Genomic DNA, 16,340 nt, shown 5'->3' with positions numbered 1-16,340 from the left:
GCGCCCCGGGCTCGCGTCACCGCGTCGCCTCGCGCTCAGCCGACGACGCCGGCGACCGTCGACGCGACCGTGGCCACGATGCCGATCCCGACCAGGATCACCGCGATCGTGCCGAGCACGCGGGGCAGATGCGACGCGGCCTCGAACCGCAGCCGGTCGGGACTCCGCCGACGCACCCAGGCGAGCGGCTCGCCGTCCTCGGAATCGGGCTTCGGCTCCTCGCCCGGTTCGACGGGTCGCTCGTGGAACTCCCCGCCGGCGAACCAGCGCACCACGGTGCCGTCGTCGCGCTCCACGATCGCGACCTCGATCGCATCCCATGCCCCGTCCGCCATGCGCGCGAACGCGAAGGCGAGCAGCAGCACGCCGCCTGCCGCCAGGGCGACCCACGCGATGACCTCGCCGGCGAGGGCGATGACGTCGAGCGGGTCCATGGCGCTGAGCGTACCCGCGATCCGAGCCGCAGGACGACGCGGTGGGGAGGTCGCGGCGGACCCGTCGACGTGCCGCGTCGCGCGCCGCTGGTGGCGTGCGCGGGCACACGCGTAGCATCGCGGCCATGGGCAGCGTCATCAGCATCCGCGGTCTCGAGAAGCACTTCGGTCGCACCGTCGCCCTGGACGGGCTCGACCTCGAGGTGGCGTCGGGCGAGATCCACGGCTTCCTCGGGCCGAACGGCGCGGGCAAGTCCACGACGATCCGCATCCTGCTGGGCCTCGCGAGGGCGAGCGGCGGTGAGGCACGGCTCTTCGATCGCGATCCGTGGCGGGATGCGGCCGAGCTGCACCGTCGGGTCGCGTACGTGCCCGGCGACGTGAGCCTCTGGCCCAACCTGTCGGGCGGCGAGGCGATCGACCTGCTCTCGCGGCTGCGCGGCGGAACCGCGGACCGGGCCGTCTACGCGGAGCGGAAGGCGCGGCTGGTCGAGGCGTTCCAGCTCGACCCGCGCAAGAAGGGTCGGGCCTACTCGAAGGGCAATCGCCAGAAGGTCGCCCTGGTCGCCGCGTTCGCGACCCCCGCCGAGCTGTACATCCTCGACGAGCCGACGAGCGGGCTCGACCCGCTCATGGAGCAGGTCTTCAACCGCGAGATCGCCCGCGCCGCGGCGGGCGGCGCGACGGTGCTGCTGTCGAGCCACATCCTCTCCGAGGTCGAGGCGCTCTGCGACCGCGTGAGCATCATCCGGGCCGGGCGTCGGGTCGAGACGGGCACCCTCGCCGACCTCCGCCACCTGACCCGGTCCTCGGTCGCCTTCGCGCACGTGCCGGGCCAGGAGTCCGCCGTCGAGTCGCTCGACGGCGCGCACGACGTCGTCGTGAGCGCGGGGCGCGTGCAGTTCACGGCCGACAGCGATCGCGTCGCCGCGCTGCTGCCCGAACTCGGACGGCTCGGCGTGGAGGGGCTGACGGTGGCGCCGCCCTCCCTCGAGGAGCTCTTCCTGCGCCACTACGGCGACGATCCGGCGATGGCGGATGCTCCGCCGTCGGCGCCGACGACCGGAGCCGGGGCCCCGAGGTGAGCCCGATGGGACTGCTGCTCCCGCTCCTCGCGCAGCGCGCACGTCGCGACCGGCTGCAGCTGGCGCTCTGGATCGTCGGCACCGCGGGCCTCGCGCTCATGGCGACCGCCGCGGTGGGCAGCACGTTCGGCGACGAGACCGAACGCGAGGCCATCCTGCGGCTGACGATCGTCGCGCCGGCGATCCTGATCTTCCGCGGCACGCCGAACGGCGCGGGCGAGGGCGAGTTCGCGGTGTTCCTCATCCTCGCCTTCCTCGCCCTCCTGGCGGGCCTGATGAGCACGTTCCTCGCGGTGCGGCACACCCGCGGCGACGAGGAGCAGAGCCGTGCCGAGCTGGTCGCCGCGACCCCGGCGGCACGCACGCTCCCCACGGTGGCCACCGTGGTCCACGGCGTCCTGGCGAACCTGCTCCTCGCGATCGCCGTCGCCGGGGCGTTCATGGCGAGCGGGCTGGATGCCTCGGGCTCGGCGGTCGCCGGCATCGCCGTCGGCGCGACCGGCGTCGCCTTCCTCGCCATCGGCCTCGTCGCGGCGCAGTTGTTCCGCACGTCGCGGAGCGCGAACGCGCTGTCGGTCTCGCTCGTGCTGGCCGCCTACCTCGTCCGCGGTCTCGGCGACGCGCTCGGCGAGGCATCCGATGACGGGCTGGTCCGGACCGCGGCGTGGCCGAGCTGGCTCTCGCCGATCGGGTGGGCGCAGCGCACCGAGCCGTTCGCCGCGAACGACCTCGCGCCGCTGCTGCTCTCGGTCGGACTGGCCGCGGTGCTCATCGGGCTGGTGTTCATGTTCCAGTCCGCCCGAGACAGCGGCGCGAGCCTGCTGCCCGGGCGCGCCGGGCGCGCCACGGCCGGCCCGATGCTGCGCGGGAACGTGGGGCTCGCATGGCGGCTGAACGTCGGCGCGATCGCCTCGTGGGCCGTCGGCGCCGTGCTCGCGGGTGCGCTCGCGACCACGCTCACGCCGCTCGTGGACCAGATCGGCACGGATGCGCCGGCGATCGCGGACACGCTCCGGCAGGTCGCCGGCCCCAGCGCGTCACTCGAGGAGGCGTTCACGGTCACGTTCTTCTCGATGGTGGGCATCCTCGCAGCCGCCGCCGCGCTGCAGGCCGTCATGCGCGCACGCCAGGAGGAGGCGCACGGGTCCGCGGAGCCGGTGCTCGCGGCGCCCGTGCCGCGGCGCGCATGGCTCGGCGGGTACGCGCTCGTCGGCGCGCTCGCGATCGTCCTGATCCTGGTGCTCGCGGCGGGCGGGGCGCTGCTCGGCTCGCTCGCGGCGGACGACCCCGCCGCCTCGGCGGAGAACGCGCTGAAGTCGGCCCTCGCGCAGGCGCCGGCCGCGCTCGTCTTCCTCGGCCTGGGCCTGCTCGTCTTCGTCCTGGCGCCGCGACTCACCATCCCGGTGGGATGGGCGCTGCTCGCCGCCGGCGCGTTCTTCGGCATCTTCGGCGAGATCCTCGGCCTGCCCGACTGGGTGCACGACCTGTCCCCGTTCGCCCACGCTCCGCTGCCGGTCGGCGGGGAGGTCGACTGGACGGGCGGGTTCTGGATGCTCGGCGTCTCGGCCGCTGCGGTCGCCCTGGCGGTCGCCGCGATGGGGCGGCGCGAGCTCACGACCGACGGCTGACCCGCCGTGAGCGCCCGTCGCCTGCCCGAACGTCCGGCTGCGGGCGTCGAGCTCCCGCCCCCGGCATCCGCGTAGCCTTGACGGGTGGACTGCGCCTACTTCGACGCGGGGCGATGCCGGTCGTGCTCGCTCATGGGGCGCCCGTACCCGGTGCAGCTCGACGAGAAGCAGGCGCACGCCGAGGAACTGCTCGCTCCCTTCGACGTGCCCGCCTGGCTGCCGCCGGTCGCGAGCGGTGAGCGCGACTACCGCAACAAGGCCAAGATGGTCGTCGGCGGCACCGTCGACGCGCCGACGATCGGCATCCTCGACGCCGACGGCCACGGCGTCGACCTGCAGGCGTGCGGCATCTGCTCCCCCGGCCATCGGGCGGCGTTCCCCGTGCTCGCCCGGTTCATCACGCTCGCCCGGATCACCCCGTACGACGTGAGCGTCCGCCGCGGCGAGCTGAAGCACCTCATCGTCACCGAGTCGCCCGACGGCGAGCTCATGGTGCGGTTCGTGCTCCGCTCGACCGAGCCGCTCGGCCGCATGCGCAAGCACCTGCCGACGCTGCTCGCCGAGCTCCCGCAGGCGCGCGTCGTCACCGCGAACCTGCTTCCCGAGCACAAGGCCGTGCTCGAGGGCTCCGACGAGGTCCTGCTCACCGAGGCGGACACGCTGCCCATGCGCCTCAACGACGTGACCATGCACCTGCGGCCGCAGAGCTTCTTCCAGACGAACACCGCGATCGCCGAAGCGCTCTACGGCGAGGCCCGCGACTGGATCAGCGACCTCGCACCCGAGGACGCGTGGGACCTGTACTCGGGCGTCGGCGGCTTCGCGCTGCACCTCGCCGGCGGCGACACCGCCGTCACCGGCATCGAGACGAGCGTCGAGGCGGTCGCGAGCGCCGAACTGAGCCGGACGGATGCCGCGCTCTCGCGCGTGCGCTTCGCCGCGGGCGACGCGACCGAGTTCGCGCTGGCCGCGCCATCCGCCCCCGACCTCGTCGTCGTGAACCCGCCCCGCCGCGGGATCGGGGCGGACCTCGCGGGCTGGCTCGAGCGGTCGGACGCCGCGCACGTGCTCTACTCGAGCTGCAACGTCGCGTCGCTCGCGAGGGACCTCGCCGCGATGCCGTCGCTCCGGCCGGTGAGGGCCCGCGTGTTCGACATGTTCCCGCAGACGACGCACTTCGAGGTCATGGTGCTGCTCGAGCGCGTCTCACCTGCCGGGTAGGACCGCGAGGCGCCGATCAGGCGCCGGCCGCGAGCTCCCGGGCGCGGGCGAGCGCGGCGTCGGTCGCGCGATCGAAGAGCGCCGCGAGGTCGGCCTCCTCGAGCACGGCGATCGCCCGCTCGGTGGTGCCCTTCGGGCTCGTGACGCGCCGGCGCAGCTCGGCGGGGTCGTCGACGGATGACGCGAGCAGCTCGCTCGCCCCCCGGAAGGTGCCCTGCACCATCACGGCCGCCTGTTCGGGCGTGAAGCCCTTGCCGATCGCCGCCCGCTCGAGCGCCTCGATGAGCAGGAAGACGTACGCCGGGCCGGACCCGGAGATCGTCGAGAGCGCGTCGAGCTGCGACTCGGGGACGACGAGCACGTCGCCGACCGTCTCGAACAGCGACACGACGAGCGCGAGGTCGTCCTCCGACGACCGCGTGCCGGCGGAGACGCCGGTCACGGCACGGCCGACGACCGCGGGCGTGTTCGGCATCGTGCGCACCACGGCGACGTGCTCGGGCAGGTGCGCCTCGAAGGTCGCGACCGTGACCCCCGCCGCGACGCTCACGACGATCGTGCCGGGCTCGAGCGCGTCGGCGATCTCGTCGAGGAGCTCGGGCACCATCGCGGGCTTCACGGCGACCACGACGAGCTTCGCGCCGGCGACGGCACGGCGGTTCGCCGCGGCATCCGACTCGATCGCGTACGCCGTCACGCGCGGCTCGTCGGCGAACTCGGCGGCGCGGGACTCCGACCGGTTCGTGGCGCGGATGCCCGCGACGGCGACGTGGGGCTGGAGCAGCCCGGCGAGCACTGCGCGGGCCATCGATCCGGCGCCGAGGAAGGCGATCGCGGGCAGGTCAACGGGTTGCGAGGGGGCCATGGCAGCCATCCTAGGATTGGCGCATGAGCGCATCCGGCGGCACGAAGGCGATCCTGGCGGCATTCCTCGCGAACACGGGCATCGCCCTGACGAAGTTCATCGCGTGGTTCTTCTCCGGGTCGGCGTCGATGCTCGCGGAGGCCGTCCACTCGGTGGCCGATGCCGGCAACCAGCTGCTGCTCTTCGTCGGCGGCCGCCAGGCCAAGCGCGAGGCCGACCGCGAGCACCCGTTCGGGTACGGGCGCGAGCGCTACGTGTACGCGTTCGTCGTCTCGATCATCCTGTTCTCGGTCGGCGGCGTGTTCTCGATCTACGAGGGCATCGACAAGCTCACGCATCCGCACGAGCTCGAGGTGCCCTGGCTGCCCATCCTCGTGCTCGTCATCGCGATCGTCCTCGAGTCCCTCTCGCTGCGCACCGCGGTGAAGGAGTCGAACCGGATCCGCGGCACGCAGAACTGGGTGCAGTTCGTCCGCCGTGCGAAGGCGCCCGAGCTGCCGGTCGTGCTCCTCGAGGACGTCGCCGCCCTGACGGGTCTCTTCTTCGCCCTCCTGGGCGTCGGGCTCACCGTGATCACGGGCGACTCGGTGTTCGACGCGATCGGCACGCTCATGATCGGAACGCTGCTCATCATCGTGGCGATCATCCTCGGCGTCGAGACGAAGAGCCTGCTCGTGGGCGAGGGCGCGAACGAGGCCGACGTGGCGAAGATCCGGCAGGCGATCATGGCCGGGCCGGAGGCCGAGCGGATCATCCACATGAAGACCCTCTACCTCGGCCCCGACGAGCTGCTCGTCGCCGCGAAGCTCGGCTTCCACGGCGGCGAGACCCTCGCGGAGGTGTCGACCGCGATCAACGTCATCGAGCAGCGCATCCGCCACGCGGTGCCCGCGGCGCGCGTGATCTACGTCGAGCCCGACATCTACGTCGATCCGAACCTCACGGCGCCGCCCACCGACGCGATCGTCATCAAGGGCCTCGAATGACGGATGCCGCCGGCACGACCGGCCGCCCCGTCGCGCTCGTCCTCCGGCACGACTCCGCGATCGGCCTGGGCAACCTCGGGCCGACGCTCGAGGCGCACGGCTACGAGGTGCGGTTCCTCGATGCACCGGACGAGGACGTCACTGCGATCGACCCGCTGACGCCCGACCTCGTCGTGGTGCTCGGCGGTGACGAGGGCGTCTACCAGGCCGACGAGTACCCCTACCTCACCGACGAGCTCGCACTGCTGCGGGCTCGTATCGCGGCGGAGGCGCCGATCTTCGGCGTATGCCTCGGCGCGCAGCTGCTCGCTGCGGCGCTCGGTGCCGACGTGTACCGCGGCCCGCGCAAGGAGGTCGGCTGGCTCGGGGTCGAGCTCACCGAGGCGGGCGAGGGTTCGCCGGTGCGGCACGCGGCCGGCGTGCGATTCGTGCAGTGGCACGGCGACACGTTCGACCTGCCCGAGGGCGTCGAGCGGCTCGCAGGATCGCCGCAGTACGCCAACCAGGCGTTCCGACGCGGCGACTGGCTGCTCGCGGTGCAGTTCCACCCGGAGGTGGATCGCGAGATCCACGAGGACTGGCTGGCCGCGTGGGGGGACGAGCTGCCGGAGTACGGGCTCTCTGCCGACGGGATGCGCGAACTGCAGGTCTCATGCGGCCCCGCCGCCGGCGCGGCATCAGCGGCGATCCTCGGCGAGTTCGTCGAGGGCCTCGCCCGGCGCGGCGCGCTGCCGCGGGCGAGCTGACTCAGCCCGCGCCGGTCGGTCGGCGCAGCGGGTCCTCGAAGAAGTCGCGCAGCAGGCGCCCCGCGGCATCCGCCTCGATGCCCGCGTAGACCTCGACCCGGTGGTTCAGTCGACGATCGCGCAGCACGTCGTAGACCGAGCCGGCGGCGCCGGCCTTCTCGTCCCAGGCGCCGAACACGACCGTCGGCACGCGTGCGGCGAGGATCGCGCCCGCGCACATCACGCAGGGCTCGAGCGTGACGACGAGCGTGCAGTCGGTGAGGTGGCGGTCTCCGGTGACGCGTGCGGCCTCTCGGATCGCGAGGAGCTCGGCGTGCGCCGTCGGGTCCTCGTGGAGCTCGCGCTCGTTGCGCCCGGTCGCGATGACCTCGCCGCCGCGGACCACGACGGCGCCGACGGGCACGTCGCCCGTGACGAGGGCGGCGGATGCCTCGGCGAGGGCGAGCCGCATCCATTCGACGTGCTCAGGGCGCTGCACCGGCATCGTTCGCCCCTTCTCATCGGCGGAACCCCCGCAACTAGACTCGAGCCTATGCGAGTCCACGTTGCCGACCACCCGCTCGTCACCCACAAGCTCACGGTGCTCCGCGACGAGAACACGCCCTCGCCGGTGTTCCGGTCGCTCGTCGAGGAGCTGATGACGCTGCTCGCCTACGAGGGCACGCGCGAGGTGCGCGTCGAGCCCCTCGAGATCGTGACCCCGGTCGCGCCGACGACCGGGGTGCGCATCGCCGACCCGAAGCCGCTCATCGTGCCGATCCTGCGCGCGGGCCTCGGCATGCTCGAGGGCATGGTGAAGCTCCTGCCGTCGGCCGAGGTCGGGTTCCTGGGCATGGCCCGCAATGAGGAGACGCTCGAGCCGACGACGTATGCGGAGCGCCTGCCCGACGACCTGTCGGGTCGCCAGTGCTTCGTGCTCGATCCCATGCTCGCCACGGGGGGCTCCCTGATCGCCGCGATCGACTTCCTGCTCGCACGCGGGGCGACGGATGTGACGGCGATCTGCATCCTCGCGGCGCCCGAGGGCCTCCAGGCCGTCGAGCAGGCGATGGCCGGCCGCGACGTCACGGTCGTGCTCGGCGCGGTCGACGAGCGCCTCAACGAGCACGGCTACATCGTGCCGGGCCTCGGCGACGCCGGCGACCGGTTGTACGGCACCGTCTGACCTCGCCGGCGGCTCGCGCGTCACGGCGCGCCGGTGACCGACATTTCGTGTTACGAACCCCTCACCTCGCAGGATCTTCGCTGTGAGACACGCCGACGCGGAAGCGATCTGGCAAGATTCGAGAAACTCGCGCCTCGTCGAAGGATCTTCTGCGAGCAACCCCGGCGGCGTCTGACCTCCTCCGTCTCGGTCGCCCCTCGCGCACCGCGTGCGACGTCACACACGGTCTTCGGATGGTCACGGTTTGACACATCCGAGGGCGTGGGTTTGACTTTCGCTCATGACTGACACCGCACGCTCCCTGACCGCCCTCGAGGCTCAGCGGACTGCCGGCACGATGATGCCGGCGCGTGCGCCCATGTGTTGTCGAATGTGCCGCTGACCAGCGAACCCCCGCCGAGCACGCGACCGATCCCACCCCGATCGGAACGGCTCCGTCGAACCCGACAGCTCTGATCGGGTTCTCCCCGGCCCACTCGGGCCTTCGCTCCGACCCCGCTGCGACGGGGCCGTCGACGCATCTTCAGCACAAGGATCCGCCATGTCTCTCACCCTCGCTCCCGCCGTCCGCACCGCCCACCCTGTCGCCCGCCCGACGCACCCGGCGGCGTACCGACCCCAGCCGACCGCTGCCCGCACCGAGGCCCCGGCGGCCGCACCGAACCCCGCCGGCACTCCGACCGCGGCGCCCGTCTCGCCCGCGGCATCTGCGGCGCACGCGGCACCGAGGGTCCGCGCCGTGCCCGAGGGCACCGAGGCGCGCGGCTTCGTCCTCTACGTCGGCATCGACGAGCTGAAGGCCGCGGCCGACGGCACGAGCCTGCACCGCATCGTCGAGGCACTGCGCACGCTCACCGCGGAGCTCGCCCCCTCGGCCGAGACCTACGCGGCCGTCGCCCTCGCACCCGAGGGCGCCGGCGGCCGCGACGTCGACGTCGTCCGGCTCGCCCTGCAGGACCCGGCGGCGCTCGCCCGCCAGCGCGAGGCGCAGGGGCTCAGCGACGACGCCGATCGCCACCCCGACGGCGTCATCATCGACATCTCGCGGAAGCGCGTCCTGCTCGACGGCGAGCCCGCCGGCCTGACGTACAAGGAGTTCGAGCTCCTGCAGTACCTCGTCCTCCGCGAGGGCCGCACGATCGACCGCCACGAGCTCATCGACGGGCTCTGGGCCGGCGACGACGAGATCCCGAACGAGCGCACCATCGACGTGCACATCCGCCGGCTGCGCTCGAAGCTCGCGCACTACCAGGACATCGTGCGGACGGTCCGCGGCGTCGGCTACCGGTTCGACCGGCATGCGGACGTCTCCATCCGCCAGGCCTCCACGCCGAGCCCCGACGTGTTCTGAGCTTCGACTCCGGACTCGCAGGAAACTCCCCCGCATTCGGGGCACATTCCACTAGCGCCCGTTATCGATCCGTTATATATTCGTAGCGCACCGGTTGTTTGCTGTGGCGGCCGGTGCGGAATGTGATTGCAGGACACTCTTGGTGCAAGGGAGAGGGCCGGTCGTCAGCCTCTACGACCGGCCCTCAACCGTGTCCGCCCCCAGTTGAGGGGCCCCGGCCACGCCATCCCGGCCACCGGACGACCACGGGAGTCCATGCATCCCTATCCTTGGTCTCATCGGCGGCGGTGCGCCGCCCGTCCGAGGAGAGGAGCCGGGATTGGCGGATCGCGCGATGGCGGTGGCGGCCTGGGAGGCGCTGTTCCGCGCCCAGGTCTCGATCATGCGACGGCTCTCGGCCGAGTTCCCGACCGAGGTCATGTCGCTCAACGAGTACGACGTGCTCTTCAACCTCTCGCGCGCGCCCGGCCGACGGCTCCGACTGAAGGAGCTCAATCGGCACGTCCTCATCTCGCAGCCGAGCGTGAGCCGACTCGTCGACCGACTCGCCGCGCGCGAGTGGGTCGAGAAGACCGACGACCCCCTCGATGGTCGCGGCACGATCGTGCACCTCACCGCGAAGGGCTTCCAGGAGTTCCGCCGCGCCGCCATCCACCACATGGAGGCCATCACCGACCGCGTCGGCGGCACCCTCGACGACGACGAGCTGCAGCAGCTCATCGGCCTGTGCGATCGGCTCCGCGAGGCGCAGGACGCGACCCGGCCCGACCACCGGCCGGGCGACTGATCCGGCGGACGTCGGGACGTCGGGACGCCGGGACGTCGGCGACGCTACAACGCGATCAGGCGCGACGCCACGAGGTCGTCGCCGTCGAACCCCTCCAGTCGGAGCACGCTGTCGGCGCTCGCGCCGGCGACCGCGACCTCGAGCTCGGTGGTCCCGTCCTGGGTGATCGTGGTGCCCACCGGCCGTCCGTCGAGGTAGACGTCGACGCTGTCGATCGAGTCGGTCTGCAGCGTGAGGGTGCGCCGCCCGTTCGCCGTGGCGCCGAGCTCGGCCTCGAGCAGCCGGGCGGTTCCCGCGGCCAGCAGCGTCCCCGCGGTCTCCATGAGGTCCACGTTGTCCTCCATCACGTCCCGACGGGTGAGCTGGTGGGACTCGTCGGGCACGACCCCGAGATCCTCGACCGGCTGGCCGAAGCGATCGCCCACCCTCAGGCAACGCCTGAGCGACACCCGATACGCGGCGCCCGACGGCAGCGATCGCAGCGGGCCACCCGTCCACTCCGCCCGCAGGTCCTCGTGGGTCAGCACGTTCGCACCGCCCGCTCCGGTGTTCTCGTCGACGCCGAGCACGGGGCCGATCGCATGATCCTGGAAGCCGGCGGCGAAGATGTCGGTCGCGCTGTAGCAGAGGGCGTCGGTGACCAGCACGACCGGGCCGTGGTAGAGCTGGCCGACGCCGTTGACGACGTCCTCCGGGTAGAGCGGCAGCGCCCGCGAGAACGGCGCCCCCGTCGTGATCGACTCGTCGATCGAGGGCTTCCAGTCGCGGTAGTCGGCCACACGGCCGCAGAGGTCCGCGGTCAGTCGGGTGTTGATGAACTGCATCGGCTCGGGCCTGATCCGCCGGGGCGTGAAGAACTGCAGCAGGAACTCGGACGCGATGACGAAGCCGCCGCCGTTCCCGCGGACGTCGAGGATCAGCCCGTCCCGGGGCAGCACCGAGATCAGGCGCGCGACCTCCTCGATGAACGCCGCGATCTGGCGGTCCTGCATGAAGAACGTGAAGATCCGCAGGTGCCCGAACGTGCCACTGGCCGTCGTGACCGTGCGGGCCTTGAGCTCGGTCGGCCGCGTGGTCGGCACGATGCCGGCCTCCTGCTGCGCCTTGGTGGCCCGCGGAACGTCGAGCGTACTGCGCTCGACGCGCGCCTCCTCCTTCAGCGACGAGGGCGCGAACAGCCGCCGTTTCACCTGGCGGCTGAGTTCGGTCTTCAGGTCCAGCCCGATCAGGTGCGACGCCGGCGAGGCGATGCCGCTCGGCAGCCCCGCGCTCGCATCGCCGCCGCCCACCTCCGCGGAGGATTCGAACACGCGCCACGGCAGGCGCGTCTCGTGCTCCGCGCCACCGACGCGGTACGTCAGGTCCACCCAGTCCTCATCGGGCGGAAGCGACATCCGCACCGGTCGGATCGTCATGTTCTCCAGCCCTCGGGCGAGGCTGGCCGGCTTGTTGCTGCCGGCTTCGCGGGCGGCGTTGCGTTCGACCGCGATCGCCATCGGCGTGCCGTTCCAGTGCGTCACCTCGGCGCCGACGACCAGGTCGGGGTCGCCCGTGAGGTGGTCGAACGTCTTCGTGACGATCCACTGCGGCCGACCGCCCTCCACGCAGCGCTCGACCAGGATGCCGAGGAAGGCGAAGCCGACGTACCGGTCGGGGAGGATGTAGTTCGTGTGCAGGTCGCGCAGGCCGAGGAAGACCCGCTGCAGCGCGATGTGGAACTCCGGCTCGGTCAGCATGGGCAGCCGGGATCGGAGCAGTCGCAGGCTCTGGAGCGGGTCGACGGCGTGCATCGCGCGCTTCAGCGGCAGGTGGACGTAGAGCCCGTCGATCAGGATCTCGGCCTGGTCGACGAGCGTCCGGCGCTGGGCATCGGTGAGGGCGCTCGACTCCACATGGGTCCGGAATTCCGGCATGGTGCGAACCGTTCCCAGTCCGTGGCCGCGCCCCATCCCGATGACGTTGATCGACGGCATGTCATCCCCCCGGATGCCTCGGGGCGCGGCGCGCTCCGGCGCCCGCCGTCGCCCGGTCGGGCCGAGCGATCTGCTCGGCGGCGCATCGGCGCTGGAGGATGGCGCGCTCCGGCGCATCGATGCTCCGCTCCTGTTCCTACTCCCTCTCGAGAGAATCGAACAGTCCTCATTTTCTGGGACGCGGGGCCGCGTGCGGGCATGACGGTGGGACGGGAACCCTACCTCCCGCCCCACCGCGGCCTCACAGGAGGCCCTCCCCGCCGAGCGACCCGAACTGAGCTCGGCGAGCCACCTCCCGAGCGACCGTGCTGGGACATCCGGTCGCATTCGCCGCGGTGCAGCGATCTGTCGGGTCGGGTCCCGACTCGGGTATTGAGGAATCGTATCGTTTTGCCGAGACGGCGGCAGTGCCCCAGAGCGGGGGGCACTGATCGGACGCGAGGTTCCGGTTCGGGCCGTGCTCAGGCGGTGGCGGACTGCCCGCCGGGCCAGTCGATCGACTCCTCGTAGCCCGGGTGCTTCCGGAGCCACGCGGCGATGAACGGGCACCGCGGCACGATCCGCTCGCCGCGTCGGATCGCATCCTCCACGACCCACCTCGCGAGCATCGAGCCGAGGCCGCGGCCCTCGAACGCCGGGTCGACCACCGTGTGGGTGAAGATGATCCGGCCGGGACTCGCTCGGAACTTCGCGAAGCCCGCCTGGCCACCGCCGAGCAGGAGCCGATAGCGGCTCGCCTCGTCGTCGCGGACGATTTCGACATCGTCGTCGGTCACGGGGTCTCCTCTCCTCGCGGGCCGGTCGGCCCGCAGGCTCATCAGGTGGAACGCGCGAGGCTCGGATGCATTCCCGGCGGCGGAACTCCGGCGAACGCGAACGTCGGGATCGTCGTCGTGCGGACCCGGTCGCCGACCGCGACCGCGCCACGTGCAGGAGCCGCGACCAGCTCGCCGACCGCCGCCGCGAGGGCGGGCGCGTCGACGCGTTCGGGATGCGTCGTGACGACCAACGCGATGAGCCAGACGAACACGAGCGCGAAGGCGACGACCTCGAACACCGTCAGCGACGCCCAGCCGAGCCCGTCGTAGACCACCCATGCCGCCACCTCGGTGAGGAGCGCCGCGACCGACGTCGCGACGAGCCTGCGCGGCATCCGTCGCACCAGCCATGGCGACCCGGCGGCCAGCAGGAAGAACGCGGCGCCGGCGGCGCTGGCGAACACGTTGTGCAGCGTCTCGTCGGCGTCGATCGGCACGAGCCCGACGCCGGCGAGCGCGAAGCCGATGATGCCGACGAACGCGTGGACGACGACGCGCGCGCCCCTGCGCGGCCGGTACTCGGGGCGTGCGAGCCCCCGGACGAGCCGACCGGCCATCGCCGCCATCGCCCCGCCCGAGAGCACCAGGCCGGCGTTGAACCAGACGGCGGCGACGTCGTCGGACGTGCCGAGCGTGCTGAAGTTGCGCGCCCACCACTCGCCTGTGTCCGTGAGGCTCATGCTCGCGAGGCATCCGGCCGCGAGGAGCATCGCGACGACGTTGAACGATCGGTAGACGGACAGGTGGTGGGCTCGGTGATGGACTGCGCCGGTCGTGGCCCCCAGCCCACCCGCGAGCGCGGCGCACGCAGCGAGGTGGCCGCCCGGGAATCCGTCGAAGGCCTCGGCGGAACTGCCGACCGCGAGTGCTGCGATCGTCGCCCACACCGAGGCGTTCGCGAACGCGCCGATCTGGGGGCTCGCCTGCGGCACGAAGCACCCCGAACGCCCCGCACGTCGCCGCTCGGGCACGGAGGCGACCGTGAGCGCCGCGAGCAGGAGCAGCGCCACGAGCACCGCGACGACGAGGCAGAGCACGTCGACCACGACATGCCCGAGGCCGTGCACGCCCTCGTGGGCGTGGGGGACGAGGTGGATGAGCCGGGTCGCGGCGGCGACGGCGACGGCGATCGCGATCGCGACCATCGCCGACACCAGGGCAGCGTGACGGGCGACCGGCGCCTGGCCGGTCGCAGCGGCGCTCGCACCCCTCATAGTCGAACTCTCGATCGCGGGAATCTGACCGGTGAGAGCCTAACCGGAGGGCTCCGTCCCGCCGAAGACCGTTTCCGGGGGACAGCGGGGATCCATGGCGGATTCACAGGCGCCGACCGCGCGCACGCGTCATCCGCCCGCTCCTCGGTTCGGAGCCGGCGCCCGACCGCGGCGCGGTCAGTCGATCCGTCGGCCACGCCGGAGGACCGGCTCGACGTCGCCCGAGCCGTGGTCGAGCTGGTAGTCGAGGTTGACCGCAGCGTTGATCAGCGCGAGGTGGCTGAAGGCCTGCGGGAAGTTCCCGAGCTGCTCGCCCGTGAGCCCGATCTCCTCGGCGTACAGGCCGAGGTGGTTGGCATAGGTGAGCATCTTCTCGAACACGAGTCGCGCCTCGTCGAGGCGGCCGGAGCGTGCGAGGGCGTCGACGTACCAGAACGAGCACAGGGTGAACGTGCCCTCCGAGCCCCTCAGCCCGTCGGGCGCGGCAGCGGGGTCGTACCGGTAGACGAGGCTGTCCGAGACGAGCGACTCGTCGATCGCCTCGAGCGTCGACATCCACATCGGGTCGCGCGGCGTGATGAACCCCATCAGGGGCATGAGCAGGAGCGACGCGTCGAGCACGTCGCTGCCCTCGTGCTGCACGAAGGCCTGGCGCGTGGGGTCGAAGGACTCCATGATGCGCTCGTAGATCCGGTCGCGCTCGTGCACCCAGCGGGTCATCGACGCGGGCCGCCCGTGCGACCGGGCGATGCGGATGCCGCGATCGAGCGCGACCCACGACATGAAACGTCCGTAGGTGAACTTCTGCGGCCCGCCACGCGTCTCCCAGATGCCCTCCTCGGGCGTGTCCCAGTGGTCGCAGAGCCAGTCGAGCATCTCCCGGACCTTCATCCACCCGGCGTGCGGCAGCTCGAGGCCGTGCGTGTCGGCGAGGTGGATCGAGTCCATCGCCTCGCCGAAGATGTCGAGCTGGACCTGGTCCGACGCGCCGTTCCCGACGCGGACCGGCTTGGACTTCCGATACCCGGCGAGGTGGTCGAGCGTCTCCTCGGCGAGGTCCGACGAGCCGTCGACGCGGTACATGATCCGCAGGGGCGCCGTGTCGGACCCCACGCCCTCGTGGATCCGCTGGAGCAGCCAGCCGACGAAGGCCTCCGCCTCGTCCTGGTAGCCGAGGCTGAGCAGCGCGTAGACCGAGAAGGAGGCGTCCCGGATCCACGTGTACCGGTAGTCCCAGTTCCGTTCGCCGCCGATCTGCTCGGGCAGCCCCGTCGTCGGCGCGGCCACGAGCGCGCCCGTGGGCGCGTACGTCATGAGCTTCAGCGTGATCGCCGACCGGGCGACCATCTCCCGCCACCGGCCGGTGTACGTCGAGCGGTCGTTCCAGCGGCGCCAGTAGCGTCGCGTCTCCAGGAACGTGCCGATGAGCTCGTCCTCGCTGATCTGGCGGGCATCGACGTCGCCGGATTCCAGCATGACGCCGGTGAGCTCCCCGGCGCGGAGCGTGATCGTGACCTTGACCCCCCGGTCGACGACCTCGACCTTCCCGGCACGCTCGTCGCCGTGGAGGATCGGGTCCCCGACGCGATGGAGGGTCAGCACGAGGTCGTCGGAGACGAACTTCGCGCCCGGCCCGGACGGCACGAGCCGGTGCGGTGCGCGACCGTAGTCGAAGCGCGGCTGGATCTCGCCCTCGAAGGTCATCTCACCCCGGACCACCCGCACCATCCGCACGATGGCGTGCCGGTCGGTCGCGGGGCCCTCGGCGATCGGCATGAAGTCGATCACCTCGCCGACGCCCGCATCCGTGAGGAACCTGGTGATGAGGATGGCGGTGTCCGGCAGGTACAGCTGCCGGGTCACGTACTCCATGCCGACCGGGCGGATGCGGAAGAAGCCGCCCTTCTGGGAGTCGATGAGCGAACCGAACACGCTCGGGGCGTCGAACCTCGGACTGCAGAACCAGTCGATGGTGCCGTCGGTCGAGACGAGCGCCGCCGTCTGCAGGTCGCCGATCAGGCCGTGGTCGCTGATGTCCGGGTACCGCTTCGCCATGCGTCGCCCCTT

At 72.0% G+C, this 16,340-nt stretch carries 15 protein-coding genes; 8 read left to right on the top strand and 7 right to left on the bottom strand.

Features of this window, described 5'->3' with window-relative positions; translation table 11 throughout:
• Nucleotides 1–35: 35 nt before the first annotated feature.
• Nucleotides 36–434, bottom strand: a complete 399-nt coding sequence (locus GJR97_RS05325) for a hypothetical protein (protein WP_154345481.1) — start codon at nucleotides 432–434, stop codon at nucleotides 36–38.
• A 125-nt stretch (nucleotides 435–559) separates the two neighbouring features.
• Here GJR97_RS05325 and GJR97_RS05320 point away from each other — a divergent pair, with 125 nt between their 5' ends.
• The 3 genes from GJR97_RS05320 to rlmC all read left to right on the top strand — a co-directional run bounded on the left by GJR97_RS05320 (nucleotide 560) and on the right by rlmC (nucleotide 4,368).
• Nucleotides 560–1,519, top strand: a complete 960-nt coding sequence (locus GJR97_RS05320) for an ABC transporter ATP-binding protein (RefSeq protein ID WP_154345480.1) — start codon at nucleotides 560–562, stop codon at nucleotides 1,517–1,519.
• Nucleotides 1,520–1,524: 5 nt separating this feature from the next.
• Nucleotides 1,525–3,147, top strand: a complete 1,623-nt coding sequence (locus GJR97_RS05315; protein WP_154345479.1) for an ABC transporter permease — start codon at nucleotides 1,525–1,527, stop codon at nucleotides 3,145–3,147.
• Nucleotides 3,148–3,231: 84 nt separating this feature from the next.
• On the top strand, nucleotides 3,232–4,368 hold the full coding sequence (rlmC, locus tag GJR97_RS05310) for a 23S rRNA (uracil(747)-C(5))-methyltransferase RlmC (RefSeq protein WP_324613182.1): 1,137 nt from the start codon (nucleotides 3,232–3,234) through the stop codon (nucleotides 4,366–4,368).
• 16 nt (nucleotides 4,369–4,384) lie between these two features.
• On the opposite strand, the gene proC is transcribed toward rlmC, so the two are convergent.
• Nucleotides 4,385–5,233: a pyrroline-5-carboxylate reductase gene (proC, locus tag GJR97_RS05305; RefSeq protein ID WP_154345478.1), complete on the bottom strand. Its 849-nt coding sequence runs from the start codon at nucleotides 5,231–5,233 to the stop codon at nucleotides 4,385–4,387.
• A gap of 23 nt (nucleotides 5,234–5,256) precedes the next feature.
• On the opposite strand from proC, the gene GJR97_RS05300 reads away from it, so the two are divergent.
• Together GJR97_RS05300 and GJR97_RS05295 are read left to right on the top strand one after the other, a co-directional pair.
• Entirely contained in the window at nucleotides 5,257–6,219 is a 963-nt protein-coding gene (locus GJR97_RS05300; protein ID WP_154345477.1) for a cation diffusion facilitator family transporter, read from the top strand.
• Nucleotides 6,216–6,965 (top strand): glutamine amidotransferase-related protein, encoded by a 750-nt coding sequence (locus tag GJR97_RS05295; protein WP_154345476.1) that lies wholly within the window; start codon nucleotides 6,216–6,218, stop codon nucleotides 6,963–6,965. The genes GJR97_RS05300 and GJR97_RS05295 overlap by 4 nt, the downstream gene beginning before the upstream one ends.
• Nucleotide 6,966: 1 nt before the next feature.
• Here GJR97_RS05295 and tadA read toward each other — a convergent pair whose 3' ends face one another.
• A complete protein-coding gene (gene tadA, locus GJR97_RS05290; RefSeq protein WP_229276005.1) occupies nucleotides 6,967–7,449 on the bottom strand; it encodes a tRNA adenosine(34) deaminase TadA in 483 nt (160 codons plus the stop codon).
• 48 nt (nucleotides 7,450–7,497) lie between these two features.
• On the opposite strand from tadA, the gene upp reads away from it, so the two are divergent.
• The 3 genes from upp to GJR97_RS05270 all read left to right on the top strand — a co-directional run bounded on the left by upp (nucleotide 7,498) and on the right by GJR97_RS05270 (nucleotide 10,268).
• Nucleotides 7,498–8,130, top strand: a complete 633-nt coding sequence (gene upp, locus GJR97_RS05285; RefSeq protein ID WP_154345475.1) for a uracil phosphoribosyltransferase — start codon at nucleotides 7,498–7,500, stop codon at nucleotides 8,128–8,130.
• Nucleotides 8,131–8,671: 541 nt separating this feature from the next.
• Nucleotides 8,672–9,481, top strand: coding sequence for a winged helix-turn-helix domain-containing protein (locus GJR97_RS05275; RefSeq protein ID WP_154345474.1), 810 nt, complete (start codon nucleotides 8,672–8,674; stop codon nucleotides 9,479–9,481).
• A 319-nt stretch (nucleotides 9,482–9,800) separates the two neighbouring features.
• Nucleotides 9,801–10,268, top strand: coding sequence for a MarR family winged helix-turn-helix transcriptional regulator (locus GJR97_RS05270; protein ID WP_324613181.1), 468 nt, complete (start codon nucleotides 9,801–9,803; stop codon nucleotides 10,266–10,268).
• A 44-nt stretch (nucleotides 10,269–10,312) separates the two neighbouring features.
• Here the strand turns inward: GJR97_RS05270 and GJR97_RS05265 are convergent, their stop codons facing one another.
• The 4 genes from GJR97_RS05265 to GJR97_RS05250 form a co-directional block, all read right to left on the bottom strand.
• A complete protein-coding gene (locus tag GJR97_RS05265) occupies nucleotides 10,313–12,181 on the bottom strand; it encodes a S41 family peptidase (RefSeq protein ID WP_195760612.1) in 1,869 nt (622 codons plus the stop codon).
• A gap of 521 nt (nucleotides 12,182–12,702) precedes the next feature.
• Nucleotides 12,703–13,017, bottom strand: a complete 315-nt coding sequence (locus GJR97_RS05260) for a GNAT family N-acetyltransferase (RefSeq protein WP_324613180.1) — start codon at nucleotides 13,015–13,017, stop codon at nucleotides 12,703–12,705.
• A 41-nt stretch (nucleotides 13,018–13,058) separates the two neighbouring features.
• A complete protein-coding gene (locus GJR97_RS05255) occupies nucleotides 13,059–14,273 on the bottom strand; it encodes a DUF998 domain-containing protein (protein WP_154345471.1) in 1,215 nt (404 codons plus the stop codon).
• 177 nt (nucleotides 14,274–14,450) lie between these two features.
• The gene (locus GJR97_RS05250; RefSeq protein WP_154345470.1) at nucleotides 14,451–16,328 is read right to left on the bottom strand and encodes a glycoside hydrolase family 15 protein; all 1,878 of its coding nucleotides are present in this window, start codon (nucleotides 16,326–16,328) and stop codon (nucleotides 14,451–14,453) included.
• Nucleotides 16,329–16,340: the final 12 nt, after the last annotated feature.

It is taken from the genome of Agromyces kandeliae (assembly GCF_009674665.1).
Classification (GTDB): Bacteria; Actinomycetota; Actinomycetes; order Actinomycetales; family Microbacteriaceae; genus Agromyces; species Agromyces kandeliae.
The sequence above is the reverse complement of the archived record's forward strand: the minus strand, read 5'-3'. Positions and strand labels throughout refer to the sequence as shown.

Excerpts from the sequence above, each read along its gene's own strand:
- GJR97_RS05325 (WP_154345481.1), bottom strand. The coding sequence starts at position 434 with ATGGACCCGCTCGACGTCATCGCCCTCGCCGGCGAGGTCATCGCGTGG.
- GJR97_RS05320 (WP_154345480.1), top strand. The coding sequence starts at position 560 with ATGGGCAGCGTCATCAGCATCCGCGGTCTCGAGAAGCACTTCGGTCGC.
- GJR97_RS05315 (WP_154345479.1), top strand. The coding sequence starts at position 1,525 with ATGGGACTGCTGCTCCCGCTCCTCGCGCAGCGCGCACGTCGCGACCGG.
- proC (WP_154345478.1), bottom strand. The coding sequence starts at position 5,233 with ATGGCCCCCTCGCAACCCGTTGACCTGCCCGCGATCGCCTTCCTCGGC.
- GJR97_RS05300 (WP_154345477.1), top strand. The coding sequence starts at position 5,257 with ATGAGCGCATCCGGCGGCACGAAGGCGATCCTGGCGGCATTCCTCGCG.
- GJR97_RS05295 (WP_154345476.1), top strand. The coding sequence starts at position 6,216 with ATGACGGATGCCGCCGGCACGACCGGCCGCCCCGTCGCGCTCGTCCTC.
- tadA (WP_229276005.1), bottom strand. The coding sequence starts at position 7,449 with ATGCCGGTGCAGCGCCCTGAGCACGTCGAATGGATGCGGCTCGCCCTC.
- upp (WP_154345475.1), top strand. The coding sequence starts at position 7,498 with ATGCGAGTCCACGTTGCCGACCACCCGCTCGTCACCCACAAGCTCACG.
- GJR97_RS05275 (WP_154345474.1), top strand. The coding sequence starts at position 8,672 with ATGTCTCTCACCCTCGCTCCCGCCGTCCGCACCGCCCACCCTGTCGCC.
- GJR97_RS05265 (WP_195760612.1), bottom strand. The coding sequence starts at position 12,181 with ATGCCGGAATTCCGGACCCATGTGGAGTCGAGCGCCCTCACCGATGCC.
- GJR97_RS05255 (WP_154345471.1), bottom strand. The coding sequence starts at position 14,273 with ATGAGGGGTGCGAGCGCCGCTGCGACCGGCCAGGCGCCGGTCGCCCGT.
- GJR97_RS05250 (WP_154345470.1), bottom strand. The coding sequence starts at position 16,328 with ATGGCGAAGCGGTACCCGGACATCAGCGACCACGGCCTGATCGGCGAC.